This is a genomic window from Duganella flavida (assembly GCF_009857445.1).
Lineage (GTDB): Bacteria > Pseudomonadota > Gammaproteobacteria > Burkholderiales > Burkholderiaceae_D > Rugamonas > Rugamonas flavida.
In genome coordinates this window covers 60,941-77,176 of record NZ_WWCN01000013.1, presented here as the reverse complement: position 1 = coordinate 77,176, position 16,236 = coordinate 60,941, and the positions used below count along the sequence as shown (strand labels likewise).

Below are 16,236 nucleotides of genomic sequence, written 5' to 3'. Positions count from 1 at the left end.
AAGCACAGATGAAAACACGCAGGGGAGACTATGGCAACATCGCACAGCGCAGCGCCGCCACGGCGAGCCCGCCGGATGGCGCTGGGCGCGGTGCTGCTGGCCGTCGCCCTGACGCTGGCTGGGCTGGCAGGGCGTTGGGCCGGTGATGCTGCCACCGCCAAGCTGCGCGAGGCCGGTGCGCAACGGCTGGACGGCTACGCGGTCAGTCTTGACAACCTGCTGTCCAAGTATGAATTCCTGCCAGGGACGCTGGAGCTGAACAAGGATGTGATCGCGCTGCTGCAGCGTCCCGATGACGGGACGCTGCGCAACGAAGTCAATACCTACCTTGAGCAGCTCAATCGCCGCTCCGGCGCCACCACCATCTACATCGTCAACCTGCAAGGCGTAACGCAGGCGGCCAGTAACTGGCGTGCCGCCGACAGTTTTGTGGGCGACAACGTCGCCTTCCGGCCGTATGTGCGCGATGCCCTGCGCGGCGTGCCCGGCATGTTTTACGGTGTCGGCACCACGCGCGGCGAGCCCGGATATTTTTTCGCGAAAGGGATATTTTACGAGGGTCGCATGCTTGGCGTGGCCACCGTCAAGGTCAATATCGAACAGCTGGAAAAAGGCTGGGAGCCCGGCGCGGACCAGGTACTGCTGACCGATGCGCATGGCGTGGTGCTGCTCAGCTCCGTCCCGGAGTGGAAGTACCGCACGCTGGCGCCGCTCACACCGGAAGTGCTGCGAGAATTGAACGCGTCGCGCCAGTATTTTTTGCATGCACTGTCACCATTGGGCCTGCGCGAGTTGCGGCGGCTGGACGACAGGGCATCCATCGTCACCTTGCCGCAGGATGAGCGCGCGCCGGTGCTAAGCCAGAAACGCTCGCTGGCGCCGCGACTATGGAGCTTTATCTACCTGTCGGACCTGAGCAGCGCACGCGCCAGTGCCCGCAATACGTTTGCTTTTGCCTTGCTGCTGCAAGCCTTGTTGCTGATGCTGGTGTTGTATGCGCGGCAGCGGCGGCGCGCGCACAGCCAGTTGGAGGTCATGGTGGCCGAACGCACCGCCAGCTTGCAGCAGATGACGCAGAGCCTGAGCGAAGAAATCCGCGTGCGGTGCAAGGCTGAGGAAAAACTGCGGCAAGCGCAGCGCGAGCTGGTGCAGGCCGGGAAGATGGCGGTACTAGGCCAGATGGCAGCGGGCATCACGCATGAATTGAACCAGCCGCTGACGGCCTTGCGCACCATGTCCGACAACGCGCGGGTGCTGATCGAGCGCGGACGGTTGGAAGATGCCAGCAGCAACCTGTCCACCATTTCGCAGCTGGTGGCGCGCATGGGCGAGTTGACCGGCCAGTTGCGCCAGTTCGCACGCAAGGCCGATGCGAGTTTGACGGCGGTGCCGGTAGCCGCTGCTATCAGCGCAGCGCTGTTTCTGGTTGAGCGCCGCATGGAGCAGGAGCGCGTTTCGTTCCGGATGTCGATACGCGAGCAGGATGTGCACGCGCTGTGCGACAGCAACCGGCTGGAGCAAGTACTGGTCAACCTGTTCGCCAATGCGCTCGATGCAATGGAGGCCATGCCCAATAGCGCGTTGCGCGAACTGTGCGTCAACATCGGCAGCGCGAACGGACGCGCCGTGATCACCGTACAGGATAGCGGACCGGGATTGCCGGCAGCCGTGCGCGCGCATTTATTCGAACCGTTTTTCACCACCAAGCCGCAGGGCAAGGGACTGGGACTGGGGCTGGCGATCTCTGAGCAGATCATCCGCGAATTCGGCGGCGAACTGCGAGTTGAAGCCGCTACGCCGGGCGCCCGGTTTATCATTGAATTGCCACTAGCGCAGCAAGGAACAGCATGAAAGTATTATTGATCGAAGACGATGCCGCGGTACGCGCAGGCAGCGCGCAGGCGCTGGATCTCGCCGGTTTTGAGGTGGAGGCGTTTGCCTCCGCCGAACCGGTACTGGCGCGCATTACGCCCGGTTTCGCCGGCGTGGTGGTCAGCGATGTGCGCCTGCCCGGCATGAGCGGGCTGGAATTCATGGCCGCCGCCAAGGCCATCGACGCGCAGTTGCCGGTGGTGCTGGTGACGGGCCACGGCGATATCAGCATGGCAGTGGGGGCTATGCGCAACGGCGCGTATGACTTTATCGCCAAACCTTATTCGTCGGAGCAGTTGGCCGAGGTGGTCCAGCGCGCACAGGAAACGCGCCGCCTGATGCTGGAAGTGGCGGCACTGCGCCATCGCATCGAGCATGGCGAGGGCATCGAGGCCACGCTGCTGGGCGACTCCGCGCCGATGCGCGCCTTGCGCCACACCATCCTGGATCTGGCCGACGAACCAGCCGATGTGCTGATCTACGGTGAAACCGGCACCGGCAAGGAAATGGTGGCGCGCTGCCTGCACCAGTACAGCCGCCGCCATAAGCGCCATTTCGTGGCGCTGAATTGCGGCGCAATTCCGGAGACTATATTCGAGAGTGAGGTGTTCGGCCATGAATCTGGCTCCTTCACCGGCGCGGGCAAGCGGCAGATCGGCAAGATTGAGCATGCGGATGGCGGCTCCTTGTTTCTTGACGAGATTGAGAGCCTGCCGATGGCGTTGCAGGTCAAGCTGCTGCGCGTACTGCAGGAGCGCTACATCGAGCGCCTCGGCTCCAACAGCCCGGTGCCAGTGGATGTCCGCGTGATCGCCGCCGCCAAGGTCGATTTGAAGGAATGGTCGGACCAGCAGAAGTTCCGCAGCGATTTGTACTACCGGCTGAATCTCATCGTGTTGAATTTGCCGCCGTTGCGCGAACGGCGCGAAGATATCCCTCTGCTATTCGAGCATTTCGTGCTCGGTGCGGCGGCGCGCTACAAGCGTGAAGCACCGCCGGTGCCGGGCGCCTTGATGCAGTCGCTGATGGCGCACAACTGGCCGGGTAATGTCCGCGAACTGCGCAACATCGCCGAGCGCTTCGTGCTTGGCTTGTCGAGTGGTTCGGATGGTTTGCTGTCGGAGCGCAGCATGGCGCCGATGCCGCTGGCAGAGCAGGTCGGCGCTTTCGAACGCGCCGTCATCGAGCAGGAATTGCGCAAGGCCGGCGGCAGTGTAACAGCGGTGAGCCTGGCCCTGGGCGTGCCGAAACAAACGCTGTACTACAAGCTGCAAAAGTACGGCCTGATTGCTGATGGCTACAAGGCCTAACGCTTAGTCGCCGGTTTTGGCGCAGGCTGCGTCCTGGCTTGCGTGCGCGTTTGCGTCGCTTCCGCCAGCACAGCAGCGCAGTCCACCGGATCGACTTTGCCGGGATTAACCAACGGGATAATCGCTGCGACCGGATTGACGATGGTCGCCAGTGCGATGGCCGCTCCAGCCTTCAGCGCCAGCGGACCTTTCTGCGGCCCCACGTCTGGATTCTTGAAAGTGCCCTTGGCGTACAGCGGTGTGCGCAGCGAGATAATGCGTACCCCCTTGGTTTGCGGGCGCACGTCCAGGTCCAGCGTCTCCTTGGCCAGATCAACATTGCCGCTCACGTTAATGACGGCTTCCTGCGTGTCGATCACGAAGCGGCGCGTTTGCGCCTTGCCGCGCTCCACCACGAAGTCGCCGGCCAGACAGTTCAACTGGATTTGCTTGTCGCCGAATAGTTTGACGAAAACCACGTTAGCGATGTTCAGGCCCGCTGCCTCCAGCACGAACTTGCTGACCGAGCCCTCGCTGATGGTCATGCCTAGTTCACCACTGGATGTCGCCAGCATGTCGGAAACGGAGTTGCCTTTTCCGGCCAGTGCGGCGTCGCCGCTGACTTCACCCACGCTGGCCTGCATCGATTCCAGTTTAGGGAACAGCTGGCGGATTTTCAGGTGGCGCGCGGCCATGCGGATTTGCGCGTCGATTTGTTTTTCTCGGCCATCGAGCTTGATATTGGAAGTGACATTGCCTCCAGCCATGCCGAAGTTAAGCGGCGTGAGGGTCAGTACTTTGTCGTGCATGCGGATGTGGGTGTCGATATCCTGCAGCGGAATGTCGTGCGTGCGTATCAGTTTTTTTCCAGAGAATTTGACGTCTGCATCCAGCGCGTCCCACTTGGCGGTGTTGAATTGTTCGGCGGGGAGTGCTTTGCCTTCCTTGGTGGTGTTCGTGCCGATGGTGGGGCCGAGGTCTTCCAGCCGCAATTGGCGTGACGTGATCGACCCTGCCAATAGCGGGCGCGGTTTGCGCGGCGTGTAGGCCAGCGTACCTTCAAGGTCGCTGCCGCCGACGGTGCCGGTGAAGTTTTTATAGGCCCAGTTCCATTCCTCGCCTGACTTTTTACCGATCAAATGGCCGGTGATGGCGTAAGGCGGCGTTTCGGGCAGCAGCACGCCGGTCAGCGGATATAGATCGGCCATGCTGGCGCCGCCCAGCGACAGTTTGAGATCGAGGCCGGCTGGAGCGCGTGGATCGGTGATCATGCCCTCGATGGCGATTTTGTTTTTACCGAGATTGGCGGCGGCTTGTACTGGGAAGTTAGCGTGGGCGTCGCGCAGGGACAGCACTTTGCCGACTTTGCCGCCGCCGGTAACCGGGGCGTTGCGGTAGCTGCCGCTGAGGTCAAAACGCAGGCCGTACTGCTGGGCGTCCGCACCTTCGTTGATACCGCTGGCGTCGGCGCGCAGATCGAGTTTGATGGTGTCGTCGAGGTAGCGCAGCTTGCCTTCGCCCAGTGTCAGGCGCTGGATGTCGACGCTCCATGTTGCCGGGCCGTTGTCCTTGAAGGTCCAGGTGTTGCTGCCGTCAGCGCGGCGCTGGGCGGCGAGATTGACTTTGTCGACGGCGAGGTCGGTGATGGCGACTTCCTTGTGCAGCAGCGGTAGCGTATGAATCGCCACGACGATGCTGCCGACGTTGACGAGTTGCGGGCCGCTGGTGCTCCATGCTGGATTGGCGATGCTGACATCATTGGCGCTGATGCGTGCACGAGGGACGTAGCGCCGCCATCCGGCGTCATCACCTTGTTCCCATCGCACGCGCAGGTCGCCGTTGATGGCGAATTCGCGGCCGATGGAGTCGGAAACGCGGTGGTTAATCCACGGGCGGGCGCGGTTCCAGTCGAAGGTCAGCGCGAATACGACGAGTGCCGCCAGTAGCAATAATAGTGTGGCGAGCAGGCCAAGCGCGATGTTCAGTGGGCGTGATCTTTTCATGATTGCCCATGCTACGCCGCACGCGGTTGATCTTATGTGCGGTATGCCACGGTAGGGTTAAACGGGCGGCTTGCCGAGCAGGTGGGCGTGCAGCAGTTCGCGATTTTCCGCGCCGGGAGGATAGTGGAATTTGCCGGCGACCTGTGTGGCAATCGGAACGCCGTCATGGAATAGTATGCGGTTGCCGGCCAGTGCCGGGACTTTGTCGCCGGCCAGCAGGGTGCCGCAAAGGTTGAGCGGATCGACGGCTGAGATGCAGACGTAGCTGCCATCGTGCGGCCGGCGGCGCATTTCGCGCAGCAGCGGGATGGCTTCGGGCAGGGCGAATTGTTCGCCCGAGATGCCGGAGACGAAGCGGCCACCGCGAATTTCTCCGCGTGCTTCGAGGCGGTGGTAGACCGGCAGCAGCTCGCGCCAGTTGGGCAGCCACGCCGCCTCGCGCTCCAGCAGCCTCCAGGACATCACGCCGTAGCGGCGCAACAGCGTCATGGCGATGTGTTCCAGCGTTGCGGGATCGGTGCGCGGCTTGCGTCCGCTGGCGGTGGCGCGCCCGGCCACCACCACGCCGCGAATCGCGTCTGCCGCAGCTGGCGCTAGAGCAGTTTCGATCGGGCGGACGGTGATGGTTACGCTATCGCTGCGGCGGACCAGCGCCCAGCGGCCGGCTTCTTCCATCGTCGGGCCGGCGCCCCGGCGGCGGCGCTTGTCGTTGCTGGCGCGCTTGTTAGCTGGGATCAGCATGGCGCGCAGGCCGGCGTAGCTGTCGGCGTTGACCAGGCCTGTGGCCACCAGTTCGCCGAGGGTGTTCTCCAGTTCCACCGGCAGCAGGCGAGCGTCGTGTGACAGCTCGTCGAAGAACATGGCGCCGTCGCGGCGCAGCGCGTCCAGCACGCGCGCGGCGCGCGGCGAGATTTCCACTTCGGCGGCAACGGCGGGCAGCGCGTGCCACAACGCCAACTGGCGGCGCGGCAGCAGCACCAGTGGCGTGCTGCGCACCGGACCACCCGCCGCGCTGGCCGGCGCACCGACGCGCGTCCAGACGATTTTCCCGGCGCGGCACAAATCGTCCAGCCACAGGGCGGAGTAGTCGCGCAGGCGCAGTGCCAGCAACTCGCTTTCCCAGGCGCCGGCGGCGGCTTCGTAGCCTTCCAGCTGCGCCAGAATCTCGGGCAGGGCGTCGATCCCTTGCAGCTGCGCGTCCTGCGCCAGATGCTGCCACTCGAACAGGAAGCGCATGAAGTCCTGCCGTCCGACCGGCTCGATCTCGCGCCGCAGGCTCTTGATGGTGTAGCGATGAATGCGCGCCAGCAGGTGGCGTTCGCACCATTCTTCCGTTGTCGCGCCGGGCGTGAAGCGGCCGCGCATCACATAACCTTCGCTCTCCAGTTGCGCCAGCGCGATGGCGACGCTGGACGCGCTCAACGCCAACGGCTCCGCAATCGCTGCCACCGTCTGCGGCCCGTAGCCACTCAAGCGCGCCCGCAAAACCTCCACCAGCGCTGCATCCTGCGTCCATTCTTCATCCGCAGCCGTCAATGGCTCCGCACCGGGCCAGGCGGCTTGGACGCAGGGGAGGCGTTCGCGGGCCACCCACAGGTCGGCTCCACAGCGTGCGTCACGCAGGCGCATGGCGCGGCCGCCGGCGGCAAGGCCGTCTATCCATTCCTGCCAGCCGTCTTCGCGCGCCACTTCGAGTGGCGTGATGACAGCCAGCGACATCAGCGCCTCGTGCATCTCATCGCTGCTGCGAACAACAGGCCACGCCTCGGCCGCCACCGCTGCAATCGCGCCTACATCCAGCGCGCCCATATCGTCGGTGGACGCCGGATCGGTCCAGCGTCGGTTGATGACAGCCTGCGTGCGCCGTTCCTCCAGCGGCGCATCATCCAGGAACGCATACGGCCGTGCATTCAGGATCTCCATCGCCAGCGGCGAGGGCGTTGGCAAATCGCGCGCCAGCAAACGCACTTCGCCAGCCTCCATGCGCCGCAACAGCGCCAGCCAGCCCTCGCTGTCCATCGCCTCATGCAGGCAATCATCCAGCGTCTGGTCCACCAGCGGATGGCTCGGCAGCTCGCGCTCCCCGACGATATTCTCCAGGCACGCCGCCTGGTCCGGGAACACTGCGGCCAGCAAATCATCACTCTTCATGCGTTGTAGCTGCGGCGCGACCTTGCGCCCGCCGGCAAAGCGCGGCAAGGCCAGCGCCACGGTCGCATTCCAGCGCCACCGCACATTGAACAGCGGCGCGTCGAGCAAAGCCTGCACCAGCACATGCTCCGCCGTATTCGACTTCAAATAGCGCCACACTTCGTCCAGCGGAAAACTATGGCTGTCCGACAGCGACAGCGACAGCACAATCGCATCCTCCGTCGCCGCCGCCTGCAGCTCAAAATTGAAGGTGCGGCAGAAGCGCTTGCGCAGCGCCAGTCCCCACGCCCGGTTCACGCGGCTGCCGAACGGCGCATGCACCACCAGCTGCATGCCGCCCGATTCATCGAAGAAGCGCTCCATCACCAGCGTATCGCGCGTCGGCAGCGCACCCAGCGCGGTACGCGACCGCGCCAGATAGTCGACAATCTGCCGCGCCGCCGCATCCTGCAAGCCCAGATGCTGGACCAGCCAATCGACCGCCGCCTCAATCCCGGCCTCGCCCTCCGCAGATGCCAGCAAGCGGTCCATCTCGCCGCGCAAGCGCGCCACGCCTTGCGACAATTCATCGCTGCGGCCCGGTGCTTCGCCCAGCCAGAACGGGATATTCGGCGCCGCGCCGTGTGCATCCTCAACGCGCACCTTGCCCGCTTCCACGCGCTGGATACGATACGAGGTATTCCCAAGCTGAAAGACGTCGCCCGCCAGGCTCTCCACCGCAAAATCCTCGTGCACCGTGCCGATGTTGTGGCCTTGTGGTTCCAGTATCACCGTGTAATCGGCGTTATCCGGTATGGTCCCGCCGGACATCACTGCCGTCATCTTGCCGCCGCGCCGTCCGCGCAGCGTGCCGCTGACCGTGTCGCGATGCAGGTAGGAGCCGCGCATACCCTGGCGGCTGGTGTAGCCATCGGTCAGCATGTGCAGCACGTCGTCGTACTGCTTGCGTTCCAGCTGTGCGTAAGGCGATGCTTGCCGCAGCATGGTGTACAAGCCTTCTTCGCTCCACTCACGGCACGCCACTTCCGCAACGATTTGCTGCGCCAGCACGTCCAGCGGTGCGGGCGGAATGTGGAGTGCATCCAGTTCGTCGCGGCGCACGCAGTCCAGCAGCGCCGTGCATTCAATCAAGTCATCGCGCGAAGTAGGGAATAAACGTCCCTTGGGCAAGCCGCCAACCTGGTGGCCGGAGCGGCCTACGCGCTGAAGGAAAGCCGCAATGCTGCGCGGTGAGCCAATCTGGCATACCAGATCCACGTCGCCGATATCGATGCCCAGTTCCAGCGACGCGGTAGCGATCAGCACCTGCAACTCGCCGCGCTTGAGGCGCTGCTCGGCATCCAGCCGGTATTCCTTGGCCAGGCTGCCATGGTGCGCTGCTACGTGTTCCTCGCCCAAACGATCCGCCAGATGGCGCGCCATGCGTTCGGCCATGCGCCTGGTGTTGACGAAGACCAGGGTGGTGCGGTGCATGACGGTCAATTCGGCCAGCCGGTCGTAGACGCGGTCCCATACATCGTTCGGCATTACCGCTTCCAGCGGCACCGGCGGCAGTTCGAGATTCAAATCACGCGCCCGCACATGGCCCACATCCACCACCGCACATGGACGCCCGGTCCCGGCGAGGAACTGTGCCACCGCCGATATGGGCTTCTGCGTGGCAGACAAGCCGACCCGCACTGGCGGCTGTGCGCACAGAGCATCCAACCGTTCCAGACTCAACGCCAGATGGCTGCCACGTTTGCCGCCCGCCACCGCGTGGATTTCGTCGACGATCACCGTGCGCACGCTGGACAGCATGGCGCGGCCGCTGTCCGACCCTAGCAGCACATACAGCGATTCCGGCGTCGAGACCAGGATGTGCGGCGCGCGCTTGCGCATGGCGTTGCGCTCTGCCTGCGTGGTATCGCCGGTGCGCACAGCGGTGCGGATGCCATGCGGCGGCAGGCCCATTTCTTCGAGTGCGTGGCCTATGCCTTCCAATGGCGCCAGCAGATTGACGCGTATGTCGTTGGACAGCGCCTTTAACGGCGACACGTACAGCACTCGCGTTTCATCCGGCAGTGGCGTACTGCCGCTCTCTGTCACCAGCGCATCGATGGCGGCGAGGAAGGCGGTCAGGGTCTTGCCGGAGCCGGTCGGTGCAGCGATCAGCGTGGTGTGGCCGGACTGGATCAACGGCCAGGAGCGCCGCTGTGCCTCTGTCGCGCCGGGGAAGGCCGCATCAAACCACGCCGCCACCGCAGGGTGGAAGTGATACGGATCGCCAGCATGCAAGGCGTCATTCATAGGGTATCAATCAAACGTGAAATTGTTAGCAAGCATGATAAGCTTGGAAACATTGTAAATCATGAAGCAAACTTGTCATGTCCCTCTCTGCGCCGCACGATATTCCACGGTTTCTGACTGCGCCCGGCGAGATGGGCGCGCGTATCTGGGCGCATGACTGGGCCAGCACGCCGCTGGGGCCCATCGCTATGTGGCCGCACAGTTTAAAGACCGTCATCAGCTTGATGCTTAACTCGCCGCAGCCGATGTGGATGGGCTGGAGCCAGCAAGTGACGTTTTTGTACAACGACGCTTACATCAACGTCCTCAGTCTGGCCAAGCACCCATGGGCGCTGGGGCGGCCGGCTGGCGAAGTGTGGGCTGAGATATGGGATATCTGCGGCCCGCTGGCCGAACGTGTATTCGCTTATGGCGAGGCCACCATGGCCGACGACGTGCGCCTGTTCATGAACCGTGGCGATTTTCTGGAGGAGCGCTTTTACGCCTTTTCCTATAGCCCGGTACGCGACGAATCGGGCAACGTGGCTGGCCTGTTTTGCGCCAACCTTGATGTCACCAGCCGCCACCTGAACGCGCGCCGGCTGCACACCGTGTCGGATATGAGTAGCAGGACGCTGCAGGAAAAAACCGTACAAGGCGCCTGCACGATGGCGCTATCTGTCGTTAGCGAGAATCCCAACGACCTGCCGTTTGCGCAGTTGTATCTGGCCAGTGACGCCAATCCGGCGCAACTGCTGCAAGCCACTCACCCGGATATTGAGGATGCGCGCGCACTGTTTGCGATAGACGCGGTGATCGCCGACGCCGTGCCACGCGTCGTGGCATTGGATAGCGCCCCGGTGCGCGGCCTGCCGCCCGGTTTGGCGCAGCAGCCATTGCGCCAGGCGCTGGTGCTGCCTTTGCTGGATTCCGCGCCGGGGACGGCGACCGGCGCGCTGGTGCTGGGCGTCAGCGCGGCGCGGCGGCTGGACGAGGACTATCGTGGCTTCCTCGAATTGATCGCTACGCAAACCGCCAACGCCATCCGGCAGGCGCGCGCCGCCGAGGACGAGCGCCTGCGTGCCGACATGCTGGCGGAACTGGATCAGGCCAAGACCCAATTCTTTAGCAATATCAGTCACGAATTCCGCACGCCGCTAACGCTGTTGCTGGGGCCCGTCAACGATGCGCTGCAGGACGAACGCGCACCATTGCCGCCGGTGCAGCACGAGCGCTTGCAGCTCATGCAGCGCAATGCGTTGCGGCTGCAAAAACTGGTTAATACGCTGCTGGAGTTCTCGCGCGTGCAGGCCGGGCGGGCGCAGGCTTGCTTTGCCGCTATCGACCTGGCGGGATTGACGGCGGATCTGGCCAGCAGCTTCCGCTCGGCGATTGAAGGCGCCGGCATACGGCTGGCGGTGGACTGTCCGGCGCTGGAGGCGCAGGTGTATGTCGATCCGGTGATGTGGGAAAAGATTGTGCTGAATCTGATGTCGAACGCGTTCAAGTTTACGTTTGAAGGCGAGATCAAGGTGCGCCAGCAGATCGCTGAAGGACAACTGCGGCTGGAGGTAGCGGATACCGGCACCGGCATTCCGCCAGAGCAGTTGCCTAAGCTGTTTGAACGGTTTCACCGGGTCGAGGGCGCGCGCTCGCGGACCCACGAGGGTTCCGGCATCGGCCTGGCGCTGGTGCACGATCTGGTGGTGCTGCATGGCGGTCGGATTGGTGTCGAGAGTGTCGTCGGGGAAGGCACGGTGTTCCGCGTTACCATCCCGCTGGGATCTGCGCACTTGCCGCAATCGCAGCTAGGCACGCCGGCGTCGCACACCTCAACGGTGGCAGCGTATGTCGCGGAAGCGGAAAGCTGGACGCAGCCGCGCGGGGTGCCGCTCACCGGCGATGAGGCGGATGCCGGCGCAGCTGCGGCGAGCGCGCTCCGTGGCCGCCTGCTGGTGGTCGACGATAACGCCGACATGCGCGACTACCTGCAACGGCTATTGCAGCCGCAATGGCAGGTGGAGGTCTGCACCAATGGCGTCGAAGCGCTGGCCATCGTGGAGCGTCATCCGCCAGACCTGATCTTGTCGGACGTGATGATGCCGCAGCTGGACGGCTTTGGCTTGCTGGCGGCATTGCGCGCGCATCCGGCCACGCGCGACATTCCGTTCATGCTGCTGTCGGCGCGCGCCGGCGAGGAAGCGCGGCTTGAAGGCCTGCAGGCCGGCGCCGATGATTACCTGGTCAAGCCGTTTTCCGGCCGAGAACTGGCAGCGCGCATCGAGGTACTGCGGCTGCGCCAGCGCATGCGGGTGGTGGAAGGCGTGGCGGCGCGCCGCTTGCGCAGTGTGTTCAGCCAGGCGCCGGTGGCCATCGCCATCCTGAATGGACCGGACCACGTGTTTGAACTGGCCAACGACTATTATCAACAGCTGGTCGGCCCGCGTATCCTGCTTGGGCAGACCATACGCCAGGCGTTCCCGGAGCTGGCGTCGCAGGGCATCTACGAATTGCTGGATGGTGTGCTGGCGACCGGCCAGCCGTTTGTCGGCCGGTCGGTACATCTGCTCATGTGCCGTCAGCCGGATCAGGCGCCGAGCGAGTGCTGGTTTGACTTCGTGTACCAGCCTTTGTTTGGCGATGCCGGCAAACCGTATGGCGTGGCGGTGGTGGCATTTGACGTGACGGAGCTGGCTACGGCCAAGCGCGCGGCGGAATCGGCCAATCGTGCCAAGGATGAATTCCTGGCGATGCTGGGCCACGAGTTACGTAATCCGCTGGCGCCCATCGTCACCGCCTTGCAGCTGATGCGCTTGCGCGGCAGCGACTCCGCGCTGAAAGAGCGCGCCGTCATTGAGCGCCAGACCAAGCACCTGGTGGCGCTGGTGGACGATCTGCTCGACGTATCGAGGGTGGCCGAAGGCAAGGTGCAGTTGCAGCGCAAAGCGGTGGAAATGGCCGAAGTGGTCACGCGCGCGATTGAAACTGCCAGCCCGTTGATCGCCCAGCGGCGGCATCAACTGGCGCTGGATGTCGCGCCATCCGGCCTGACCGTGCTGGCCGATCCGGTGCGCTTCGCGCAGGTGCTATCCAATCTGTTGACCAACGCCGCCAAGTACACGGAGCCGGGCGGGCAGCTTGCCGTGCGCGCACGGCGCGATGGCGGGCACGTGGTGGTGGAGGTGGAAGACAACGGCATCGGCATTTCGGCCGAGATGCTGAAACCAGTCTTTGAGCGCTTTACGCAGGAGCGCCAGGCCTTGAGCCGTTCGCAGGGAGGGCTGGGGCTTGGCCTGGCAATCGTGCGCAGCATGATGGAGCTCCATGGCGGCAGCGTCGAGGCGCGCAGCGGTGGCATCGGCTGTGGCAGCACCTTTATCGTGCGCATGCCGTTGCTGCAGCAGTCCGCACATCACTCGGTGAGCGTGGCGCCCCAGGAACCTTACGAGGCGGCGCCGGGTGGCCTGGCGATCATGGTGGTGGACGATAACGAGGACGCCGCCCGCGCACTGGGCGACGGCCTGGAACTGCTTGGGTACAAGGTCAGGGTGGTGTTTAGCGCACCTGAGGCGCTGATGCTGGCGCCGCAGTTTCGTCCCGATGTAGGCCTGCTCGATATCGGCCTGCCGGGCATGGACGGCTATGAGCTGGCAATGCGCTTGCGCGAGTTGGATGGCGCACAGTCCATGCGTCTGTTCGCTGTGACAGGCTATGGACAGGATGCCGACCGCCAGCAAGCCATGGCAGCCGGTTTTGAACAGCACCTGACTAAGCCTATTGATTTGACCCGCCTGATTGCTTTGCTGTAGAGATCTTAAACCTTGGTATAGGTTGGTATACCAAGGTGCAATTTCGTTTAGCGCTTCCGGAAATTATATTGACGACTAGTCAAACCGGGAGGGCATATGTTCATCCAACACTACAAAAAAATGACGGCCGAATGGCTGATGCTGGGTTTTGTGCTGGCCCTCAGCGGTTTGCTGATCGTTTATTTCGTCTGGAATGAACGTAGCCTGATCATGGCGTCCAATATTGAGCGCATGCGCTTGCAGACGCTCATCATCGACGAAAACCTGAGCCACCAGCTGGAAGGCGTACGCAGCGCCTTGGATAGCATGCGCGCCACACTGCACGGCGCCAGCGCTTGCGGCGCCGAGTGCCGCCGTACCTTGCTGCAATCGCTCAAGCGTGCCATGCCCGGCGTGCGCGCCTTGCTGGTGTTGGACCGCAAAGGCGATATCGTGCTTTCTGACGATGACCTGCGTGACCGCCGCCTTGACGATCACGATTACACCAGCCGCGTCGAGCGTATGCGCGACCCGGACACCATGTATCTGTCGCAGCCCTACGAAAATACGCCCGGCGTCTTTAACATCAAATTATCGATGGCGGTAATCGGCGCGAACGGTGCCAACGATGGTGCCGTCAGCGCCATCCTCAACCCCGAATACTTTGACGCGGTCATGCGTTCGGCCCTGTATGCGCCGGACATGAACAGCGCCATTACCGAAGACAGTGGCCGCCGCATCCTGTTCGTGCCGGCAGATCCCGCCGCCATGCGCAATACCAGCGCCGTTCCCGATCCATTCTTCGTGCGCCATCAACGCAGTCGCCACAGCGAGACAGTGCTGGATGGTCTGGCTGCCAACGGTGAACAACGGCTGGTGGTCCAACGCACCATGCTGCTGCGTGGACTGGGACTGGACAAGACGCTGGTGGTCAGTCTGGGCCGCAACCAGGCCTTGATGGCGGTCGGCTGGCATAGCATGGCGTGGACCTGCGGCGTGGCGTGGCTGATGTTCGGCCTGACCTCCAGCGGCACGCTGGCGCTGGTGCAGCGCCGCCGTGGCATGCTGGAAGACCTGGCCGAAGTGCGCGCCAACGAGCAAGCGGTTGCAGCGGAAAAAGTGGAACTGGCGCTGAACGGCGCCAACCTGGGCTTATGGGAGTGGCATATGGTGGAAGACGTGCGTACGGTAGACGGACGCGCCGCCGCCATGCTGGGCTACACGCGCGATGAACTTAATTCCGGCGCCATCGACTGGCGCACCTCGGTCAAAGACGAGGACATTCCAGCCATTGAGGCGGCGCTGGCCGCCCACCTTGCCGACAACTCGCGTTCCTTCGAGGCCGAGTACCGCATGCGGCATCGCGCCGGCCACTGGATCTGGGTACAGAGCCGGGGTAGGGTGGTGGAGCGCAGCGCCGACGGGACACCGATGCGCATGCTGGGCACGCGCATGGACATCAGCGCGCGCAAGCTGGCCGAAGCCGAAATCGCCCATCTCGCGTTCTACGACGGCTTGACCAATCTGCCGAATCGCCGCCTGCTGCTGGATCGCCTGCATCATGCCATCGCCAAGGCGGCGCGCGGCGGCAATCACGGTGCGGTGCTGTTTGTCGATCTTGATAACTTCAAATCACTCAACGACACCATGGGCCATGACATGGGCGATCGCCTGCTGGAGATGGTGGCGTTCCGCCTCACAGAAGTCACGCGCGAAACCGACACCGTGGCGCGCCTCGGCGGTGATGAATTTGTCATCTTGCTGGAAGACCTGGGCGACGACCAGCAGCAAGCCATGGGCAACGCCGCCGCAGTCGCTGGCAAGGTGCTCGATTCCCTGAGCCGTTGCTACACGCTGGAAGCGCATGAACTGCGCAGCACTCCAAGCATCGGCGTGGTGCTGTTCGGCGCTGAGCACCACACCATCAACGATCTGCTGCGGCAGGCCGATATGGCGATGTACGAAGCCAAAGCCGCCGGCCGCGCGACGTTCCGTTTCTTCGATCCGCACATGCAAGTGGCGCTGGACGCTTCCGCCACGCTGGAGGCAGACCTGCGTTTCGCCTTGCAGCGCGACGAACTACGGCTGTACTACCAGCCTGTGGTCGATCACAGCGGCAGCATCACCGGCGTGGAGGCGTTGCTGCGTTGGCAGCATCCGCAGCGCGGCTTGATCCCGCCGGGTGACTTTATCCCACAGGCCGAGAAGTCTGGCCTGATCGTGGAACTGGGCGAATGGGTGCTGGATGCGGCTTGCTGCCAGTTGGCGCAGTGGGCCGGCAACAGCGACAACGCGCACCTTGGCATGGCCGTCAACGTCAGCGCCCGCCAGTTTCGGCAGCCGGTGTTTGTCGATCAAGTGCTGGCCGTGCTGGAACGCACAGGCGCCGATCCGCGCCTGCTCAAGCTGGAGCTGACCGAGAGCATGCTGCTCACCGATATGGATGACGTGATCGCAAAGATGACAACCTTGAAAGCCCACGGCGTGGGCTTTGCGCTGGACGATTTCGGCACCGGCTATTCCTCGCTGAGCTATTTGAAGCTGCTGCCTATCGATCAATTGAAGATCGACCGTTCGTTCGTGCACGACATGCTGCACACGCGCCACGCGTCCAGCATTGTGCGCGCCATCATCACGCTGGCGTACAGCATGGACCTCGCCGTGGTGGCGGAGGGTGTGGAGACCAGCGAGCAGTGGAAGGCGCTGGAAGCCTTTGGCTGCAACGCTTTTCAGGGATTTTTGTTTGGCCGCGCGACGCCGGTGACGGAGCTTGAACTGGCTGTACTCCCCGACGGCGTTATGGACTGTACTCCTTCTTCAAGGCAGCGCGCCGCTATGCTGGACATGTCGATATAAGGAGCATAC

The 16,236-nt window shown here is 63.5% G+C and carries 6 protein-coding genes; 4 read left to right on the top strand and 2 right to left on the bottom strand.

The window, feature by feature from the left end:
• Positions 1-30 precede the first annotated feature (30 nt).
• Complete coding sequence (locus GTP46_RS19925; RefSeq protein WP_161008373.1) at positions 31-1,851, top strand: sensor histidine kinase; 1,821 nt, start codon at positions 31-33, stop codon at positions 1,849-1,851.
• Entirely contained in the window at positions 1,848-3,182 is a 1,335-nt protein-coding gene (locus GTP46_RS19920) for a sigma-54-dependent transcriptional regulator (protein WP_161008372.1), read from the top strand. Before GTP46_RS19925 ends, GTP46_RS19920 begins: the two co-directional genes overlap by 4 nt.
• Here GTP46_RS19920 and GTP46_RS19915 read toward each other — a convergent pair.
• Together GTP46_RS19915 and GTP46_RS19910 are read right to left on the bottom strand one after the other, a co-directional pair.
• Positions 3,179-5,164: an AsmA family protein gene (locus GTP46_RS19915; protein WP_161008371.1), complete on the bottom strand. Its 1,986-nt coding sequence runs from the start codon at positions 5,162-5,164 to the stop codon at positions 3,179-3,181. The genes GTP46_RS19920 and GTP46_RS19915 overlap by 4 nt on opposite strands.
• 57 nt (positions 5,165-5,221) lie before the next feature.
• Positions 5,222-9,604, bottom strand: a complete 4,383-nt coding sequence (locus tag GTP46_RS19910) for a DEAD/DEAH box helicase (protein WP_161008370.1) — start codon at positions 9,602-9,604, stop codon at positions 5,222-5,224.
• A gap of 77 nt (positions 9,605-9,681) precedes the next feature.
• Here GTP46_RS19910 and GTP46_RS19905 point away from each other — a divergent pair, with 77 nt between their 5' ends.
• Together GTP46_RS19905 and GTP46_RS19900 are read left to right on the top strand one after the other, a co-directional pair.
• Entirely contained in the window at positions 9,682-13,392 is a 3,711-nt protein-coding gene (locus GTP46_RS19905) for an ATP-binding protein (RefSeq protein WP_161008369.1), read from the top strand.
• Between the two features lie 96 nt (positions 13,393-13,488).
• Positions 13,489-16,227, top strand: a complete 2,739-nt coding sequence (locus tag GTP46_RS19900) for a bifunctional diguanylate cyclase/phosphodiesterase (RefSeq protein WP_161008368.1) — start codon at positions 13,489-13,491, stop codon at positions 16,225-16,227.
• Positions 16,228-16,236: the final 9 nt, after the last annotated feature.

What these genes read in the sequence shown, in the direction of transcription:
- GTP46_RS19915 (WP_161008371.1), bottom strand. Translation starts at nt 5,164, where the DNA reads ATGAAAAGATCACGCCCACTGAACATCGCGCTTGGCCTGCTCGCCACA.
- GTP46_RS19910 (WP_161008370.1), bottom strand. Translation starts at nt 9,604, where the DNA reads ATGAATGACGCCTTGCATGCTGGCGATCCGTATCACTTCCACCCTGCG.
- GTP46_RS19925 (WP_161008373.1), top strand. Translation starts at nt 31, where the DNA reads ATGGCAACATCGCACAGCGCAGCGCCGCCACGGCGAGCCCGCCGGATG.
- GTP46_RS19900 (WP_161008368.1), top strand. Translation starts at nt 13,489, where the DNA reads ATGTTCATCCAACACTACAAAAAAATGACGGCCGAATGGCTGATGCTG.
- GTP46_RS19905 (WP_161008369.1), top strand. Translation starts at nt 9,682, where the DNA reads ATGTCCCTCTCTGCGCCGCACGATATTCCACGGTTTCTGACTGCGCCC.
- GTP46_RS19920 (WP_161008372.1), top strand. Translation starts at nt 1,848, where the DNA reads ATGAAAGTATTATTGATCGAAGACGATGCCGCGGTACGCGCAGGCAGC.